This is a genomic window from Gemmata palustris, assembly GCF_017939745.1.
GTDB classification, from domain to species: Bacteria; Planctomycetota; Planctomycetia; order Gemmatales; family Gemmataceae; genus Gemmata; species Gemmata palustris.
The window spans coordinates 4597533-4613703 of the sequence record NZ_JAGKQQ010000001.1; the positions used below are offsets into that span (position 1 = coordinate 4597533).

Genomic DNA, 16171 nt, shown 5'->3' on the forward strand with positions numbered 1-16171 from the left:
GCGTCTCCGGCCCGGACCACCCGGGCCGGGCGTCGTGAACGCATCTGGTCCACGATAGAAGTCGGTTCCACCACCCATGATTCTCAGGCGCCCGTCATTGGCCGGGCGAGAGGTCGCTGAATGCTGCTGAACACGGCGTATCGCGGGCGGAGCAACGTCGCACAGACCCCCGTCGGCTTGGCGGTGTCGCTGGCGCCCAACTTGCGCCGCGACCGCGTGAGCTTCGTGGGTGTGCTGCGGCAACCGCTCCGTTTCCGCGAAGCGATGTCCGCGCTCCACGATGTCGTCATTTCTGATTTGCGCTTCAAACCAAAAGACAAGACCGGCTACGAGGAATGGAAGAAGCAAGAGGCCGCGAAGGAAGCCCGTATCCGCACCGAGGCCGTGAAACTCACGCGCGCGGAACTCGAGAAAGAGCGCGGGCGCCCGATGCCGCAGGGCCTGGAGCGGCGCTTCCAGAAGTGCCGACAGCGGTACTGGGAGGCGCGCACGCGGTACGGCAACTTGCTCTCGCGCGAAGACCCGGAATTGTGGCGCATGCTGATGCCGTGCGACCCGGTCATCACCGTCAGCCCGGACGTGATGTTCTTCGAGTGCTTCAGTGCGGACGAGAGCAGTTACGGGTGCCTCACGGTCGAGCGCGAGGCGTTTGAAGCCGAAACCGATGTGGCGCTCGGCACGACAAACGTCGATTATTCGTGGCGCCTTTACGAACACTTTCAAACCATTCGGAGCTACCGCGAAACGCGGTTCACCATCGACCCAATGGGCTTCGAGGTGCAGACCACGTCGGACGAAGCGGGGTACCGCGAAGAGAAGATTGACCTCCCCCAATCGTGGCTCCGCGGGTTCTCGGCACTGCAATCCGCGATGAGTTTGCCGATGCGCCGCGTGCCGGTGAGCCGCGAAGGGATTTATGCGCTGGTCGCGTTCCTGAAGCGCCACAAGGCGAAGGCGTCGCCGCGTGCGGTTCGCTTTGAACTGACGCCCGGGGCACCGGTGAAGATCGTTCTCGAGCCGTGGAACAAGGAGATCGTCCTTCACGATACGCCGTACCCCGGTCCGCGCAAGGAGGTGATTCGCACCTGGGGCCGCGATCGGCTCCGCGTGTTGGGTCGGCTCCTTCCGCTGCTCGATGGCGTGGACGTGTACCTGCTCGGGACGGGCCTGCCCAGCTTCTGGGTCGCGAAGATGGGCGAGATGAAGCTGACGCTCGGGCTCTCAGGGTGGACCACGAACGACTGGACCAGTGGCGGCAGCGCGATCGATCAACTCGCGCCCCCCGTCGCCCCTTCGACCGAGGTGATGAACGCGATGGCGGCCGCGTTCAAGCAGTCGCCGACATGGACGCTCGACGCGCTCGCGAGCAAGACGCGCGCTTCGGCGCCGGTGGTGTCGGCCGGGTTGAACAAGCTCGCGCTTCTGGGGCAAGTGATTCACGATTTGCCGCACGGCGTGTACCGGTGGCGCCAGGTGATGCCGGTCACGCTCTCGGCGGAAGTCATTGGCCCGGAAAACGAAGAGACGGTGGCCGCACGCGACCTGAGCCGGTGGAAGTGCCGCGTCACGTCCGACACCGTGGACGCGAAGGGCCAGCGCCGCGTCGTGGGGACGGTCGACGGGCGGGCGGCGTCGGAGGTCACGCTGGACGCGGACGACCGCATTGTGGCGGGCAAGTGCGCGTGTTCGTACTTCTACACGGGCGGCTTGCGGAAGGGACCGTGCCGGCACCTTCAGGCGCTCCGCAACAAGGCGCTCGATATTGGGACGGATGGCGGCACGCTCGATAGCTGGTTCAAGCGGTTCACGAGCTGACGGCGGATTGAACGAGCCGCGACCGCAAGGGAGCGGTGGCTAGTCGCTTCCTGAGTGTTGGATCCTGCCGCAAATGGCTGCGCCTTCCGCTCCCTTGCGGTCGCGGCTCGTGACAAAGAAACGGGAACCGGGGTAACTCAAGGGGCATTCTGGTGACGAAGTCGGTTCTGTTCGCGGGCGTGCTCGGGGGATTGCTCGGTGGGTTCGGTGGCTACGCATTGCTACGGACGCTCCCATCGACCTTGAAGTCGGCACAGGTTCCCGACGCGCCCCGGAGCGAAGCGCGCGCGCTGGCCGATGAGTTGGTCGCGAAACTGAAGGCCGGCAAGAACGATGAGTTCCTCGCGGTCGTGCGATCGGGCTTCAACGAATTAACCGACGATCAGTTCGGTCAGCTCGGGCTGCAGATGAAGACCATGCGCTCCAATTTCACGAGGGTGTACGGCGCGCCGAGCGAGTTCGAGTTCGTTCGCGAGACCACGTTCGGCGGCGACGCCGTGCGGTTCGCGTACACCGAGAAGTTCCCGCACGGGTGCGTGGTGTGGTCCTTCACGTATTACGCCAGCCCCAGCGGGTGGCAGGTGTCGGGCTTCCAGTACCGGAAGCTGGATTCCGCGTTTGAATCGGGGTTGTGATACCGAACCACTGAAGCCAAGCGACCGGCTCCGAGACTTAAACATCCTGCGGCGCTCCGCCGCGGGTGCGGTTGCTTGCGATTGCGTTCCCAGGTGCGTTGTTCTTTATCGCCGGTCGAATTCGTGGCCTTCCGGCCTGAATCGACCGGCGTCGCCGGAAGGCCACGAATTCGACCGGCGTCGTGAACGCATCTGGTCCACGATTGAAGTCGGAGCCGGTCGCCTTGTTTACCCACCGACCGCACGGTCGGGGCTTGCCGTGCGAGCGCTGTCATGAGCATGTTCGACTGGATCTTCCGGCGCAAGCGCGACGTAACCCCGTCCGCGGAGAGCGCTCCGCCCTCCGTTCCCCCGCCACCCGATCCGCGCCCCCAGCAACAAGCGCCGAAGGCCGAACCGCAAGCCGAAGCGGTCGGCGACCCGTACTCCGCGTCGGAATTTTTGCCCATCTCGAGGCAGGAGATCGTGGACGCGGCCCAGAAGCACGGGCGCCTGCTCGCGACCGCGTTCCAGTTCGGGCGCCAGAGCATCATCCCGCCCGTCAGCGACCCGCGAACCGAGATCATCGACCGCGCACTCGTCACGAACGGTCTCCTTTCGCCGGAAGAACTCAACGAGATCCACCGCGTCGGCGAGGAGTACGAGAAGGTCCGCCCGACCGAACAGGGCATGGCCGCGGCCGCAGGATTGGCGGGTAACGCTGCGGTGAAAGCGTACCGCGAAGCGAAGGAGCGCGCGAAGGCCCGCAAGAAGGCCGAATCCGCCGAACGGAAGAAAGCGCGTGCGGAGGCGGTGCGGCGCCGACGGGCCACGGACGTCATCTTCCTGGGGCGCGGCGTCTCGGGCCGGCTCCACCTGCGCATGAGCGATGAGGCGAAGCTCACCGCGCTCGGGCTGCCCGTGCTGCACGCGCCCGCGGACGTCGCGAAGGCACTCGGGCTAACGATCAAGCAACTCCGCTGGCTCAGCTTTCACACCGAAGTGGCTACCCGCACGCACTACGTCAAGTTCCAGGTGCCGAAGAAGTCCGGCGGGGTGCGCACGCTCGCGGCCCCACACAAGAAGCTCAAGGCCGCGCAGCACTGGATTCTCGGGAACGTCATCAACAAGTTCCCGGTGACCGAAGCGGCCCACGGTTTCGTTGCCGGGCGCGGGATCGTGACCAACGCAAACCCGCACGTGAACAAGGCCGTGGTCGTGAACCTCGACCTCTCCGACTTTTTCCCATCAATCGCGTTCTTCCGCGTGCGCGCGGTCTACGAGCGCTACGGCTACTCCGGCAGCGTCGCGACCGTTCTCGCGCTACTCTGCACCGAGTGCCCGCGCACCGCCGTTACCTACGCGGGCACGAAATACGAAGCCGCGACCGGCCCGCGCGGGCTCCCGCAAGGCGCGCCGACCAGCCCCGGGCTGTCGAACCAGGTCGCGCGCAAGCTCGATAAGCGGCTGCTCGGTGTCGCGGCGAAGCTCGGTCTCACCTACACGCGGTACGCGGACGACCTGACGTTCTCGGGCGGCGCGGAACTCGCGGGGAAGATCGGCTGGCTGCTCGCGAAGGTGCGGAACATCTGCCGGGAAGAGGGGTTCGCGGTCAACGAGAAGAAGACCCGCGTGATGCGCCGGAGCGCGGCGCAGGTGGTCACGGGCGTCGTGGTGAACGACAAGCCGTCCGTGAGCCGAGACGAGATTCGCCGACTGCGTGCGATCCTTCACCGCGCGAAGAGTGAGGGGCTCGACGCCCAGAACCGCGAGGGCCGCGAGAACTTCCGCGAGTGGCTCGCGGGCAAGATCGCGTTCGTGAACATGGTCCGCCCGGACGTGGGCGCGAAACTAAAAACCGCCCTGGACTCATTGGGCGAACGGCCGGCGTGAGCCGGCTGGTGGTGATGTAACCACGTTTGCCCAGAATTGATTCACCGGCTACACACTTGTTTGTTTCGGTCCGCTTGCTAACGGCTTATTTACTTGCCCCGATCGCCTTACCAGCCGGTTTACACCGGCCGTTCGCCAGGAGGCTTCATGCGACTCTTTCTCTCCTTCACGGCGCTCGCGTTCGCGCTGCCCGCGTTCGCGGCGGACGCGCCCAAGCACCCCGGTTACCGCGTGCTCGCGCAGGACAAAGGGCACGTGGTGCTCGTCGGGACCGATGGCAAGATCGAGTGGGAGGTGGAGTGCAAACACAACTCCCACGACATCGATCTGCTCCCGAACGGCAACCTGCTCCTGCACACCGCCCCCGCGACCGTGACCGAGATGACGCCCAAGAAAGAGGTCGTGTGGAAGTACGAGGCGAAGCCGAAGGAGGGGTACAAGGGGCGCATCGAGGTTCACGCCTTTCAGCGCCTCGCGGACGGTAACACGCTCGTCGCGGAGAGCGGCAACAAGCGCCTCGTGGAGGTCGATAAGGACGGCAAGATCGTGAAGGAAATCGCGCTCAAGGTGGAGAAGCCGGACCCGCACCGCGACACGCGCATGGTGCGGAAGCTCGATACCGGGAACTACCTCGTGTGTCACGAGGGCGACGGGTGCGTCCGCGAGTACGATGCGACGGGCAAGGTCGTGTGGGAGTACAAGCTCGACCTCGGCGGGCGCAAGGCCTCGGACGGTCACGGCCCGGAGGGGCACGGGACCGCGGTGTACGGCGCGCTGCGCCTGGCGAACGGCAACACCGTGATCGCGGGCGGGAACAACAACCGCGTCCTGGAAGTGGACAAAGACGGCAAGGTGGTGTGGAGCATCGATCAGAAGGAACTGCCCGGCATCACGCTCGCGTGGGTCACGACGCTCCACGCGCTCCCGAACGGCAACCTCATCGTGGGCAACTGCCACGCGGGGCCGGACAACCCGCAGCTCTTCGAGGTCACCCGCGACAAGAAGGTGGTGTGGACATTCAAAGACTTCAAGACGTTCGGCAACAGCATGGCGACGTCCCACGTGCTGGACATCAAAGACGTGAAGCGCTGAGAAATGGGTAGTGATTCGTGGCAAAGGCTCCCAGCGATTCTGGGAGCCTTTCGCGTTTTTGCGGGCGCGTTTTACCGCCCGGAAATCCGGGTCAGGGCCTCTTTCGCCTGAATGGTTTGCAGGCACCCGGGTGAACCGCGGCTGAGGGCTTCGAGGTGTGCTTTCGCCTCCGGCGTACCAAGGTGTTCGAGCGCGTCCATCGCGCGGCGGAGCCGCAGGGCCGCGGGGGAGGGGCGCTCCGTTCGTCCCAGGATCGCTGTGAGACGTTGACGGGCCTCCGCGTCCGTGGCTGCCCCGAGTGCCTCCCGTAACAGCGACGCGATCGACTCTCCCCGCTTCTCCAGTTCGGCCGTCGCCCGTTCCCGATCCGCGAACTGTTCCGACGAGAGATCCTTGACCCACCCGGCGATCGCCTTCGGGTCGATCGATTCCGGCTCCAGTTTCTGCTTGAGCAGAGCGATGGCCTCCTTGGGCGACGCGCAAAGCTCACGCACCGCCCGGAACGCCGTCGCGGGTGAAGCGTCTGCCAGGTCGGTCCAGACCCGGTCGGTGTTGAAAGACGTGGGGGCTCCCGGCCCGTACACATCCCAGACGAAGACCGGGGCCTCGTAGCTCGCCCCCACAATGGCACGGGCGTCCGGCGCGAAGTGGGCGATGGTCGGTCCCTTGTGGCCGGAGAACGTGCGGATCACCTGTCCGGTAGCGAATTCCCACACGCGGATCGTGCCCGCCCCGTCGACCGTGAGCAGCTTCCGCCCGTCGGCCGAGAACTCGCAACTGACGCCCGAGAGGTCGTTGGGCGATGCTTTGGTCGCTTGCCCCTTCAGTGTGTGCATCGCCCGCCCGTCCGACACCCGCCAGCACGTCACGTCTTCGGGTCCGCCCGCGACGAACGCACCATCCGGAGAGAACGCGATCCCTTCGATCAGTGGTCGCCCGGGAACTTCCACACGAGTCACCCGGTTGTGGCGCCGCAGCTCCCAGACGTCGATGGCGGTTCCGTTTTGAGTCAGCGAACAGATTGCCAGCCGGCGGTTTACGGCGTCGAAGTACGGTACCCCCATCCCTTTGTAGCCGAAGGCCCCGGGACACGCCTCCGACCAAAGTGCTTTCCCGGCCGCGATGTCCCAGACCGTCAGCACATGGTCCTGCGTGACCGTTACGAGCAGCCGGTCCCGGTCCGCGAACGTCGTGTGCCACGGGTAATCGGACACACCTTCTAATCGGGCGACCACTCGGTCCGTGGCTACTTCCTTAATCAGAATCGCCAGTGGGAGCCTGGGCTTACTTTTCGGGATATCAAGCTCGACGCGCATCCGCCCGTCCTCGGTTCTGATGTCGTCGTAGTGCGATTTGGGACGATATGCCTTGTCTTGCAGAAACTTCCCGCTCTGCCGGTCGACCGTGATCGTCCGGTTGGACTGGCGCAGTACGACGTTGCCGCGGGCGTCGAAGCGGACCGGGAGCACGTACTCGTCCGCCGACTGTGGGTGCCGCGCGTTCTTTTCGAGATCCCACACCGTTACCCGCCCCTCGTAGTTGCGCGTGCTGGCGAGCAGTCGGGAATCCGGGGAGAACGCCACGAGTGCGGGCCAGGCGAAAGGTATGGACTGGAGCTCCTTGCCGCTTTCCAGGTCGAGCACCCGTATCTCGCTCGATGACGCTGATTCTGTAGAAACCGCCAGGAGTTTTCCGTTCGGACTGACACTCAGGACGCTGGGCACGGCCGGTACTGAAATGGACCGGAGCACTTTGCCGGTCGCGATGTCCCTGAAAGTGACCGTGCCGGTGCGGGGCTTCCCCTCTTGCGCGGTGCCAGAGATGGTGATGAACGCTCGCCCGTCGTTCGCGAACGCGGCGTTGTGGATGACGTCGTGTTGAGGAACGAGATCCGGCGCGAACGATCGCTTCGGCTCCCCGGTCGCGGTGTCGAATATCGGGATCGGGCGCCCCTGGATCGGCGCGCACACTTCGGACCCGCTCGGAGTAAACAGGACGCCGGCGTAAAAGTAGAGCCAGTTCTCGGGGACGGTTGTCGTTTTTGCAATGGTCCTTTTTACCTCGCCGGTCGCGGTGTCGCCGAGCAGCATCTCACTGTTCCGGCGGACGACGGCGAACGTTTTCGCGTCCGGAGAGAAACCCGTACCGATAATGCTGTTCGGCGGGAAGTGTTGGTTTGGGTCCGCTTCTGTGTACAGAACCTTTTCCAACTCCTGCCGGCCCGTGGCCGCGTTGAACGACCGGAACCCGTTCGCGTCCAGAACCAACAGTCGCTTGTCGTCTGCTGTGAACGCCACGGCGACTGTCCGGTAACACATGGTGCTCTGGTGCGGATCCACGGCGACCGGGACGCGGTACACTTCCTTCCCGTTGGCCAGATCCCAGACGCGGACCGACTTGTCCCCGTTCGCGGGCGAGGCCGTTGCCAGCCGGCGCCCGTCGCGGCTGAAGGCCATCGCGCCGACCTCTCCCGCGTGCCGCAAGCGCGGCGAGCCGATCCGCGCAACCGCCCCTTCGGGGAGGCTGTCGCGCGTGACCAGGGCATCCGCCTGCGTATCAACTTTCGCTTCTTCCTTCTTTGGTGCCTGCGTCGGGGGAGAGGTGCTGGCCCCGGAAGAAAGCAGCACGACCGACGCAACGGCTCCCGCGACCAGAACGCTTACCACCGCAGCGGTAACGGACGAACCGGTCAGGAACCGGGTGACCGCGTTCACGGGGCTGTGGGCTGCCATCGCACCGCGAACGATCGCGTCGTGTGTGGCACCCGCGGACCCGGTCGTCGAGTCGATTAACAACAGCGACACGGCCACCGACAGTTCCACTCCGCGCCGTCCCAACCGATGGCGCAAGGTCTCCCGGCCGCGCTGGAGCCACCCTCGGACCGCGCCAGGTGTCGTTCCCAAGCGCCGGGCTGTGTCCTCGACCGTGTTCCCCTCGATGGTACACAACAGAACGGCCGATCGATGAGCCGCGGGCAAGCGGGCGAGCTCCTCATCAAAAATGGCCATGACTTCGCGGGCCGAGAGCTGATCCAGGGGCGACGCGGTCGGATCAACGGGTTCGGTGACGGGCGGAACGACCGCAACTGGCCGGGCCGTGACGGACCGCGCCACGCGGTACAGCCAGGAGGGGAGTGCTTCCGCGTGTCGAATGGTGTGGGCTTTCCGGGCCAGTGTCAGGAAGGTCGCCTGGACCGCGTCGTCGACCGCGTGGCGGTCCCGCGTCAGACGCCGGCTCGCGTCGCGGACGAGCGCCTCGTACCGCCGCAGGAGCTCCCGGAACGCGCCCTCGTCCCGGTCCCGACAGAAGCGCCGCAGGAGTTCGGCGTCGCCGGTGTCGCACACGGGCGCGCGTTCGACGGTTCGGACGAGTTGAAGGGCCGCGGTCAGTCTCATGGGAGGTCTCCCGGTACCTGTTATCGTGTAAGAGGGTACCCGGAGCCAATCGGCGCGCGAATTTTCCAGTCGAAGGGGCGTCGGCGCGCGAAACCGGCGCCGCGTCGTGTCTCAGTTGCCCACCTCGGAGCCACGGTGGGCAGCCTGCAACTCCAGCGCCTCGGGGTGCGGGCCACCGCCCGAATCACGGGCCGGCCCAGGTCCTGGGTCCAAAGGTTCGTTAACCAGTTGTACCGGGGCGATACCCCGCGCGATCCCGGGCCGCCCCCAAAAAGGCCGGCTCGGTCGTAATCGAAGCCGATGAGCTCTGAAGTTTCGTGGGGGCCAAGGGTGACGGGCATTGGGTGCGGGTGAACCAGGACGCGGGTATCCGGCGGATCCTGGTCCCGGGGACCGGTCCGCGGGCACCGTCCAGCGGTTGTGGGACGCGCTCCCACACGGGTACCGGGCCGGGGCCAACGTGTACGCCGACGTCCTCGCCTCGTACCGCGTCGTGGTTCCCAGAGCCTCACGAAGGCGCGTTTCAATTGCTGAGCGGGATTGCTTCGACTTGCGAACAGCATAGTTCATTCCCAAAGGAGCGCCGTAGATGAACCACCCCGCGATGAGTCCGCCGCTGTTTACCGCCGAACTGCCGGGCATCGGCGGGCGAATTCGCACGCACGATGAGGACTTCGAGGTCGAAGAGGTGCCCTCGTATGAACCGTGCGGTACCGGAGATCACCTTTATCTGTGGATCGAAAAGAAGGGCGTTGCGCCGGAATTCTTCGCTCAGACGATCGCGCGGAAGCTCGGTACGCACCCGGGGAACGTGGGCACCGCGGGCCTGAAGGACCGGCACGCGGTCACCCGACAATGGGTGTCCGTGCCGAAGGAGTGCGAACCGCGTGTGTCCAAAATTGATGGCGAGGGCGTGCGCGTTCTGAAAACGGGGCTGCACTCGAACAAGCTCAAGCCGGGGCACTTGCGTGGCAACCGGTTCCGCATTCTCATTCGTGAAGCCGATCGCACCGCCCCCGTTGACGCGATCCTGGATCGCATTCGCGCGCAGGGGATGCCGAACTATTACGGCCCGCAGCGGTTCGGGCGCGACGGTGGAACCGTGGACCTCGGGTTCCAGTGCCTCGCCGGGAAAGCCCCTCGGCGCATCCGGCCGTTTCTGTTTCGATTCGCACTCTCGAGCGTGCAATCGCTCCTCTTCAACGACTACCTCGCGCGCCGGATGAAGGACGGGCTGTTCCGCACGGTGCTCGACGGTGACGTGATGACGAAGTGGCCGTTCGGCGGCATGTTCGTCGCGAAGGACGTGCCCGCGGAGCAAGCCCGCTTCGACACGCGCGAAACCGTGACCGCCGGCCCGATGTTCGGCAAGAAGACGTTTCCGGCTGAGGGAATCGCGGCCGAGCGCGAGGCCGTGGTGCTGCGCGACAACGGGCTGTCGATCGCATCATTCGGCGGGTTCGGCAAACTCGCACTCGGTACCCGGCGCCAGAACTTGGTGTACCTCGACGACCTCACGTCTGCGTGGGAGCCGGACGGCTTGCGGCTCGGTTTCACGCTACCGGCCGGTAGTTACGCAACCGTCCTGCTCGCCGAGGTCATGAAGGCCAGCATTACAGAAGACGACGCGGCTCCCGACGAAGACGGCGAAGGGGAACAGTAACCGCGGACGAGCTACCTGCGTCACTCGGCAAGCCACAACAGAGAGGCCACCTCGGTCGCCTTCTCCCCGGACGGGCTCACGTGCTCCGTCGGCGGGAGCAACAAACAGTTCGCGGTCTTTGATGTGGCCGTGTGAGGTCACGCGCGAAGCACGTTTTCACGCGGTTTTCACACCGCGCTTCGCGGGGCCTGAATTTCTGGTGCGTTGAAATGACGTTTTTTTTGACACACGTCGTTCGATTATGGCCTACGGTTGCTTAACGCCCACGAATCCCCATGCGCTGGCACCCCCATGCCGCCGGTTTCGACCGCAGACAGCGGTACCTATCGCTCCTACACAAAACTAGCCGGCTCCGAGCCGCTGCCCGGTTACAAGCTCCTTTCGCCCCTCGGCCGGGGCGGGTTCGGTGAGGTGTGGAAGTGCGAGGCCCCCGGCGGGCTGCACAAGGCCATCAAGTTCGTATCGTCGATTTCGGAAGACGGGCGCGGGGACGAAAGGTTCGATCAGGAACTCGCCGCGTTCGAGCAAATCAAAACGATCCGGCACCCGTTCTTACTTACGCTCGAGCGCGTCGAGCAAATCGACCGCGAACTCGTGATGGTCATGGAACTCGCCGACCGGCAGCTCCAGGACCGGTTCCGCGAGTGCCGCACCTGCGGGCTGCCCGGCGTTCCGCGCGAAGAGCTGCTGGCTTACTTCGCCGACGCCGCCGAAGCCCTGGACGTGATTTCGGCCAAGTTCCACCTCCAGCACCTCGACGTCAAACCGGCCAACTTGTTCCTCGTGTCCGGCCACGTGAAGGTGGGCGACTACGGGCTCGTCGCGCAACTCGAGGGCGCGGACTCGGGTAACCGCGGGCTGACCCCTCGGTACGTGGCGCCGGAGGTCCTCCACGGCACGCCGAGTAGCTGTTCGGACCAGTACAGCCTCGCACTCGTCTACCAGGAACTGCTCACCGGCGAGTTCCCGTACCCGGGGCGCACGCCGCAACAGTTGATGCTCCAGCACGTCTCCGGGCAACCGGACCTGTCGGGGCTGCCGCCCTCCGACCAGCCGGCCGTGAAGCGCGCGCTGGCCAAGAGGCCGATCGACCGGTTCCCGTCGTGCCTCGCGTTCGTTCAGGCGCTCATGCTCGCCGAGAACTCGACCGCGATTCCCAACACCGGGATGAGCATTCGGCGCTCGCGCGTGGACCGGGCCGTCGCCGAGATGCACGCCGCACTCGACCACGACGACGAGTACCCCGGCAACGCCTCGTCGGTCAGCGCCCAGAACGACCTGACCCACCCCGGCCTCCCCAAGAGCCGCTGCGCGCCGCCGACCCAGAGCTTCACGCTCCCGAAGGCACCACTCACCGTGCCGGGCGTGAAGTACAGTGGGCTGCCGCCCCTCGTGTCCGGCACGCGCAAGGCTCCGGCCCCGGAACCGATCCCGGCGAGCACCCGCCGGTCCAGTTCCGTCCCCACGCCGCCGCCGCGGATGGTCGAAACGCCTCCTCCCGCCGACGAAATCGAGCCCGGGCTGGTGGTGCTGGATTCGATTCAGTCCGTCGTTCCGGTGGGGCTGCTGCTCGGCATGACGTCCGACGAGCACGCCCTGAACCCGCAGACGTTCGCCGAAGCGATCATGCACGCGGCCAGTGGGGGCGGGTACGTCCCGCACATTCCCGGAGACATCGGGCGCCTGATCGACGGCTCGTGGGTGTGCCAGTTCCCCTCCACCGTTCCCACGCCGGTGGTGCCGCTCAAACTGTCCGTGGTTCGCGAGCGCTGGGGCGTGTCGCTGGAACAGCCGGAAGCGGGCCTGATCGTGATGCGGCGCACCGCCGGCGGCGGCGGGTTCTTCAGCGGAAAGAAGTTCGGGTTCGAGGCCACGATCGTGCTCCCTCCGGCCGGGCGCGCGGTGGGGGAGATCACCGCCACGGCACAATTGTTCGGCGCCCCGGACCAGAAGTTCGCACGCGACTCGATGGACCTGATGCCGAAGTTGCTCGTTGACGTGCGAACACAACTCGCCAACGTGCAGGACCGGCGGAAGAACCCGCGGATCGCATACGGCGCGCAGGTTACGGTTTACCCCGTTCACAGCGACGGCGGGATTGACGCGGCTGTACCGGCCCGGTGCCGCGACGTGTCGCTCGGCGGTCTGGGGTTCACCACCACGGTGAAATTGCCGACCAAGTACGCCTACGTCGTCTTCCCCAGCGTTACGGCGACCGTTGGTCAGGCCGTGTTGGTGCGCCTGATCCGCACGCAGTCCTCCATGCGCGAGTCCGTCTACGGCGCCCAGTTCCGCACCGATTTGTAATGTCGCGCGCCGGTTCCTACAGGAGCCAGCGCCCGGGGGCCGCCACCAGTTTTTCAAACAGCCCCGATTCGATCAGCACCTCACCCAATCCGAACGAACACAGGTTCGCGAGCGTGATCGCGGCGAAATCGCGCGCGGTGGCGCGGGCATCGGCCGATGGCGGGGACGGTTCTCGGGTTTCGACTCGTTCCCCGAGCGCGGACGGGCGGATAAACGCGAGCCAAAAAATTGCACATTCCGCAACGGGCGCAAACGTCTCGGCGACCAGGAGGAGTGCCCACCGCTCTTGGTCCGCGAACAGCGGCGGGAGCACGAGCCACACGACCGGGTACGTACACGCGGTCAGCCACACGCCTGCGAATACCCGCACCCGCCTCGAATGCCTCCGGGACAAGAGCACGAGCAGCACCGTCGTTTCGATCGAGATGGTGATGAGGTACCCGACGAGCATCGCCAGGAGGTATTCGGTCGCGGGCATCGCACGTTTCTTTCTCGGGAGCCCGGGGGCTCACACCATTCGGAGCAGGAACGGCACTTCCGCGAGGACGTGGAGCATCGCCACGGTGAAGTACACGCGGCGCGTCGTTTCGTAGTCGATGCCAAAGCACACCCACAGTGTCACCACGATCAACAGGCCGAACAGCAGGACTGCACCCACCCCGCGCGACCAACTTCGACCGCGACGCGCGGCGGGGATCGCCTTCAACTGCCAGGGCCACGATCGCATCCCAACGAGCGGGATGAGCACCACCCACACGCCGTAATGCACCACCTCCAGAAACGTGTGCGCAGCGACCAGGAAGTGCGGCGATACGGAGGAGAGCGCCCACGCCCCCGCGTGATCGGTGAGCGTTTCCGCGCTCAGGGCGTTGGGCGCGAACGCGAGCGTGATCTGGTCCGTGCCGGGTAACTCGGGGGAATCGCGGAGCTGCCCCCACAGCGCGAGGAGCAAGAGCGGTACGGACGCCAACGCGCACCAGTACGCCCGGCGCCACGTGGGGCGCGAGCGCGCGAGTTCGCGGTCGAGTAACCACAGCGCCATGAGCGGGTGCAGATACACCAGCACCATCGGCAGCGCGATCGGGTTCAGCCACACGCCGGCGCACGCGAGGCACGCGGCCGGCCACACCCAACCGCCGTCGAACCGCGGGTTCGTGCGTGCCCGCATCCACACGAGAAGAGCAACCCAGAACAGGAACGCGGTGCCCCACCCGGCATACACGCTCGTGCCGAGTTGCGCATCGGAGATTCGTGATACGGCAACCGGCAGTGCCGCGTAACTTGCGCTCAACCCGACGATGCCGAGCGCGGAAACGAGGAAGAAGCCCCACAACTTTCCGGTACGCGCGGGCAGTCGACCGAGGGCGTACCGGGCTTCAAACCAGTTGTGCGGCCCGGCGAACAGGAACACCGTCGCGAACGCGAACGCGATCGGTAGCGTGCCCGACAGCACGGCCGCGCAGACGGCCAACCCGACGAACCCGAGTGCGAACGCGATTCGCGGGCTGCTCAAGGTGACGGGCATGTCGGTAGCGGGGGCGGCAACGGACATGCGCGATTCGTCTCGTTTCGGGATCATTGTCACCGACCCAACGAGCCGCGACCGCAAGGGAGCGGGGGCAGTGGTTCCCTGTGTAATGAGCGGTGACCACCGAGCCGGTTGCGCCTCCCACTCCCTTACAGTCGCGGCTCGCTGTGAGGAACCCGGGACCGGTCTAACCCTGCAAGAGTGTTCGGCGCCGCGTGCGCGAGACCCACAGCCCCGCGAGTACCAACCCCACCGCGGCCGCCACGCCTGCGACCACGGATGGGGTCATCGTTTCGCCCGGCGGTGGAGGAGGTGGTGGGGGCGGGGGCAGGATGACGTCCGCGTGGACGGCGGACGCGCTGAGTAGCACGACCGCGAGTGCGAGCAGCAGGAGCCGATTCACGAGCGATACCTCGGCGTGAAAGGAAAGGGCTGGGAACCCGCGATTGTCCACACATGTGATCGTCGCGTCAATCGAACGCCGGCTGAAGTCAGGGCTGTTTACTGTGTGAATATGGGCCGCATGATTGACTCCACCCGCTCGGTGACCGTCGCGGTTCGCCAAGAGACGCGGGCGAACCGCGACGGTCACCGAGCGGGTGGACGTTCCTATCCCCGAGAACTCAACGGCCCTGCGGCTAAAGTAATCGGCCTACTTCAGCCACTTCGTGCAGAACTCGATGGCAGCCTTATGGTCATCGTCGGTGACCTTGTGCCCAACGCCCGCGTTCACGCGGACCACGAGCCGGTCCTTCGTGCCAGCTTTTGTGTAAGCGTCCTCTGCAGCGCGAATGGCGATCCTCGCTCCCTCGACGGGGCAGTTCGGGTCCAGATCGCCGTTCGCGATGAACAGCGCCCGGGAACTGGTTGCAAATAGGGGGAGCAGGTTCGGGCAGTCGTAGTCGTCCAGAATGCCGGGAATTATCTTCGACCACAGTTCGCGACAGACCTTCTTGTTCACGGCCGGTTCGCCCAGTTCCTTCGCGGCGGCCTCATGCGTTTGCTTGATGGTGTTCGCGCGACCCTGCCACTTGTCATTCTCCAAACTCCACTTGAAACTCTGCACGCCGATGAGCGGCGCCGCCACGGTAACGCGGTCGTCCACCGACGCCGCGAGCCACGTTTGAATGCCGCCCATGCTGATGCCGAGCATTCCGATGTGCTTCGGGTCAATGTTGTTGCGCGCTTCCAGCACGTCTACGAGGCGCCACAAGTCCCAAACGGTGTCGTAGTAGAACGGGTGCTCCATCGGTTTGCCGGCGGGCGTTTGCCACGCTTTTGTAATGGCTGCGACGTAAGCCTCGGAGCCCTTCTTCCCTCCGCTCCGCGCGCCGTGGTAGCGAGCGTCAATCGCGATGCCGACAACTCCCTGTTTCGCGAAGTCTTCGAGCCACGATTGAACGCCTTCTTTGTTTCCGCCGGTGCCGTGCAGCACGACCATCACCGGCAACTTCCCTTTCGCGCCGGCGGGCGCAACCATCAGCACCGGCACACGTTCCATCGCGCCGTCGGCTTTCTTTTCGCTGGCAAACGACCACTGCGAGTACGAGAGCGTGCCCTTTTCGGCGGGCTTCCCTTCGTCGCGCACGTCCGCGGGCACTTTCGGCCGGTCGAGCGCCTTGAGGAACGCGCTCCTCGCCTTCTCGGGCGGTAGAGCGCGCGGGGCGTCGGCGCGCGCAGGTCGGGGGTTAAACGAGACGAGGACGATCGCGAGAACGAGTAGCCGGTGGGGGAACATTGGCAGCTCCAGCGGGAATAGTTCCCACGATGAATGAACCGCGCGGAAAAGGCAACCCTTATCCGTTCCGCGACTTCCGTCCCCGGCACTCGGAATTGACCAGAGCGTGAACTCTGCGTATTGTCC

Annotated in this window: 11 protein-coding genes; 6 read left to right on the plus strand and 5 right to left on the minus strand. The window is 65.5% G+C overall.

Annotated elements, in window-relative coordinates; translation table 11 throughout:
• Nucleotides 1–120: 120 nt before the first annotated feature.
• The 4 genes from J8F10_RS18945 (at nucleotide 121) to J8F10_RS18960 (ending at nucleotide 5414) form a co-directional block, all read left to right on the plus strand.
• On the plus strand, nucleotides 121–1815 hold the full coding sequence (locus J8F10_RS18945) for a hypothetical protein (protein ID WP_210656275.1): 1695 nt from the start codon (nucleotides 121–123) through the stop codon (nucleotides 1813–1815).
• 152 nt (nucleotides 1816–1967) lie between these two features.
• Entirely contained in the window at nucleotides 1968–2450 is a 483-nt protein-coding gene (locus J8F10_RS18950) for a hypothetical protein (protein WP_210656277.1), read from the plus strand.
• Nucleotides 2451–2723: 273 nt separating this feature from the next.
• Nucleotides 2724–4322: a reverse transcriptase family protein gene (locus J8F10_RS18955; protein WP_210656279.1), complete on the plus strand. Its 1599-nt coding sequence runs from the start codon at nucleotides 2724–2726 to the stop codon at nucleotides 4320–4322.
• A 147-nt stretch (nucleotides 4323–4469) separates the two neighbouring features.
• Nucleotides 4470–5414 carry a beta-propeller domain-containing protein gene (locus J8F10_RS18960; protein ID WP_210656281.1) on the plus strand — a complete coding sequence of 315 codons (945 nt, stop codon included), beginning with the start codon at nucleotides 4470–4472 and terminating at the stop codon, nucleotides 5412–5414.
• 71 nt (nucleotides 5415–5485) lie between these two features.
• Here the strand turns inward: J8F10_RS18960 and J8F10_RS18965 are convergent, their stop codons facing one another.
• Nucleotides 5486–8809, minus strand: coding sequence for a sigma-70 family RNA polymerase sigma factor (locus tag J8F10_RS18965; RefSeq protein ID WP_210656283.1), 3324 nt, complete (start codon nucleotides 8807–8809; stop codon nucleotides 5486–5488).
• 589 nt (nucleotides 8810–9398) lie between these two features.
• On the opposite strand from J8F10_RS18965, the gene truD reads away from it, so the two are divergent.
• Both truD and J8F10_RS18975 read left to right on the plus strand, forming a co-directional pair.
• Nucleotides 9399–10472, plus strand: a complete 1074-nt coding sequence (gene truD, locus J8F10_RS18970; protein WP_210656285.1) for a tRNA pseudouridine(13) synthase TruD — start codon at nucleotides 9399–9401, stop codon at nucleotides 10470–10472.
• A 291-nt stretch (nucleotides 10473–10763) separates the two neighbouring features.
• Nucleotides 10764–12779: a serine/threonine-protein kinase gene (locus J8F10_RS18975; protein ID WP_210656287.1), complete on the plus strand. Its 2016-nt coding sequence runs from the start codon at nucleotides 10764–10766 to the stop codon at nucleotides 12777–12779.
• A gap of 16 nt (nucleotides 12780–12795) precedes the next feature.
• Here the strand turns inward: J8F10_RS18975 and J8F10_RS18980 are convergent, their stop codons facing one another.
• The 4 genes from J8F10_RS18980 to J8F10_RS18995 all read right to left on the minus strand — a co-directional run bounded on the left by J8F10_RS18980 (nucleotide 12796) and on the right by J8F10_RS18995 (nucleotide 16045).
• On the minus strand, nucleotides 12796–13257 hold the full coding sequence (locus tag J8F10_RS18980; RefSeq protein ID WP_246523445.1) for a hypothetical protein: 462 nt from the start codon (nucleotides 13255–13257) through the stop codon (nucleotides 12796–12798).
• A 30-nt stretch (nucleotides 13258–13287) separates the two neighbouring features.
• On the minus strand, nucleotides 13288–14331 hold the full coding sequence (locus J8F10_RS18985) for a hypothetical protein (protein ID WP_210656289.1): 1044 nt from the start codon (nucleotides 14329–14331) through the stop codon (nucleotides 13288–13290).
• A gap of 163 nt (nucleotides 14332–14494) precedes the next feature.
• Nucleotides 14495–14710: a hypothetical protein gene (locus J8F10_RS18990; protein ID WP_210656291.1), complete on the minus strand. Its 216-nt coding sequence runs from the start codon at nucleotides 14708–14710 to the stop codon at nucleotides 14495–14497.
• Between the two features lie 249 nt (nucleotides 14711–14959).
• Nucleotides 14960–16045, minus strand: a complete 1086-nt coding sequence (locus J8F10_RS18995) for an alpha/beta hydrolase family protein (protein WP_210656293.1) — start codon at nucleotides 16043–16045, stop codon at nucleotides 14960–14962.
• Nucleotides 16046–16171 lie beyond the last annotated feature (126 nt).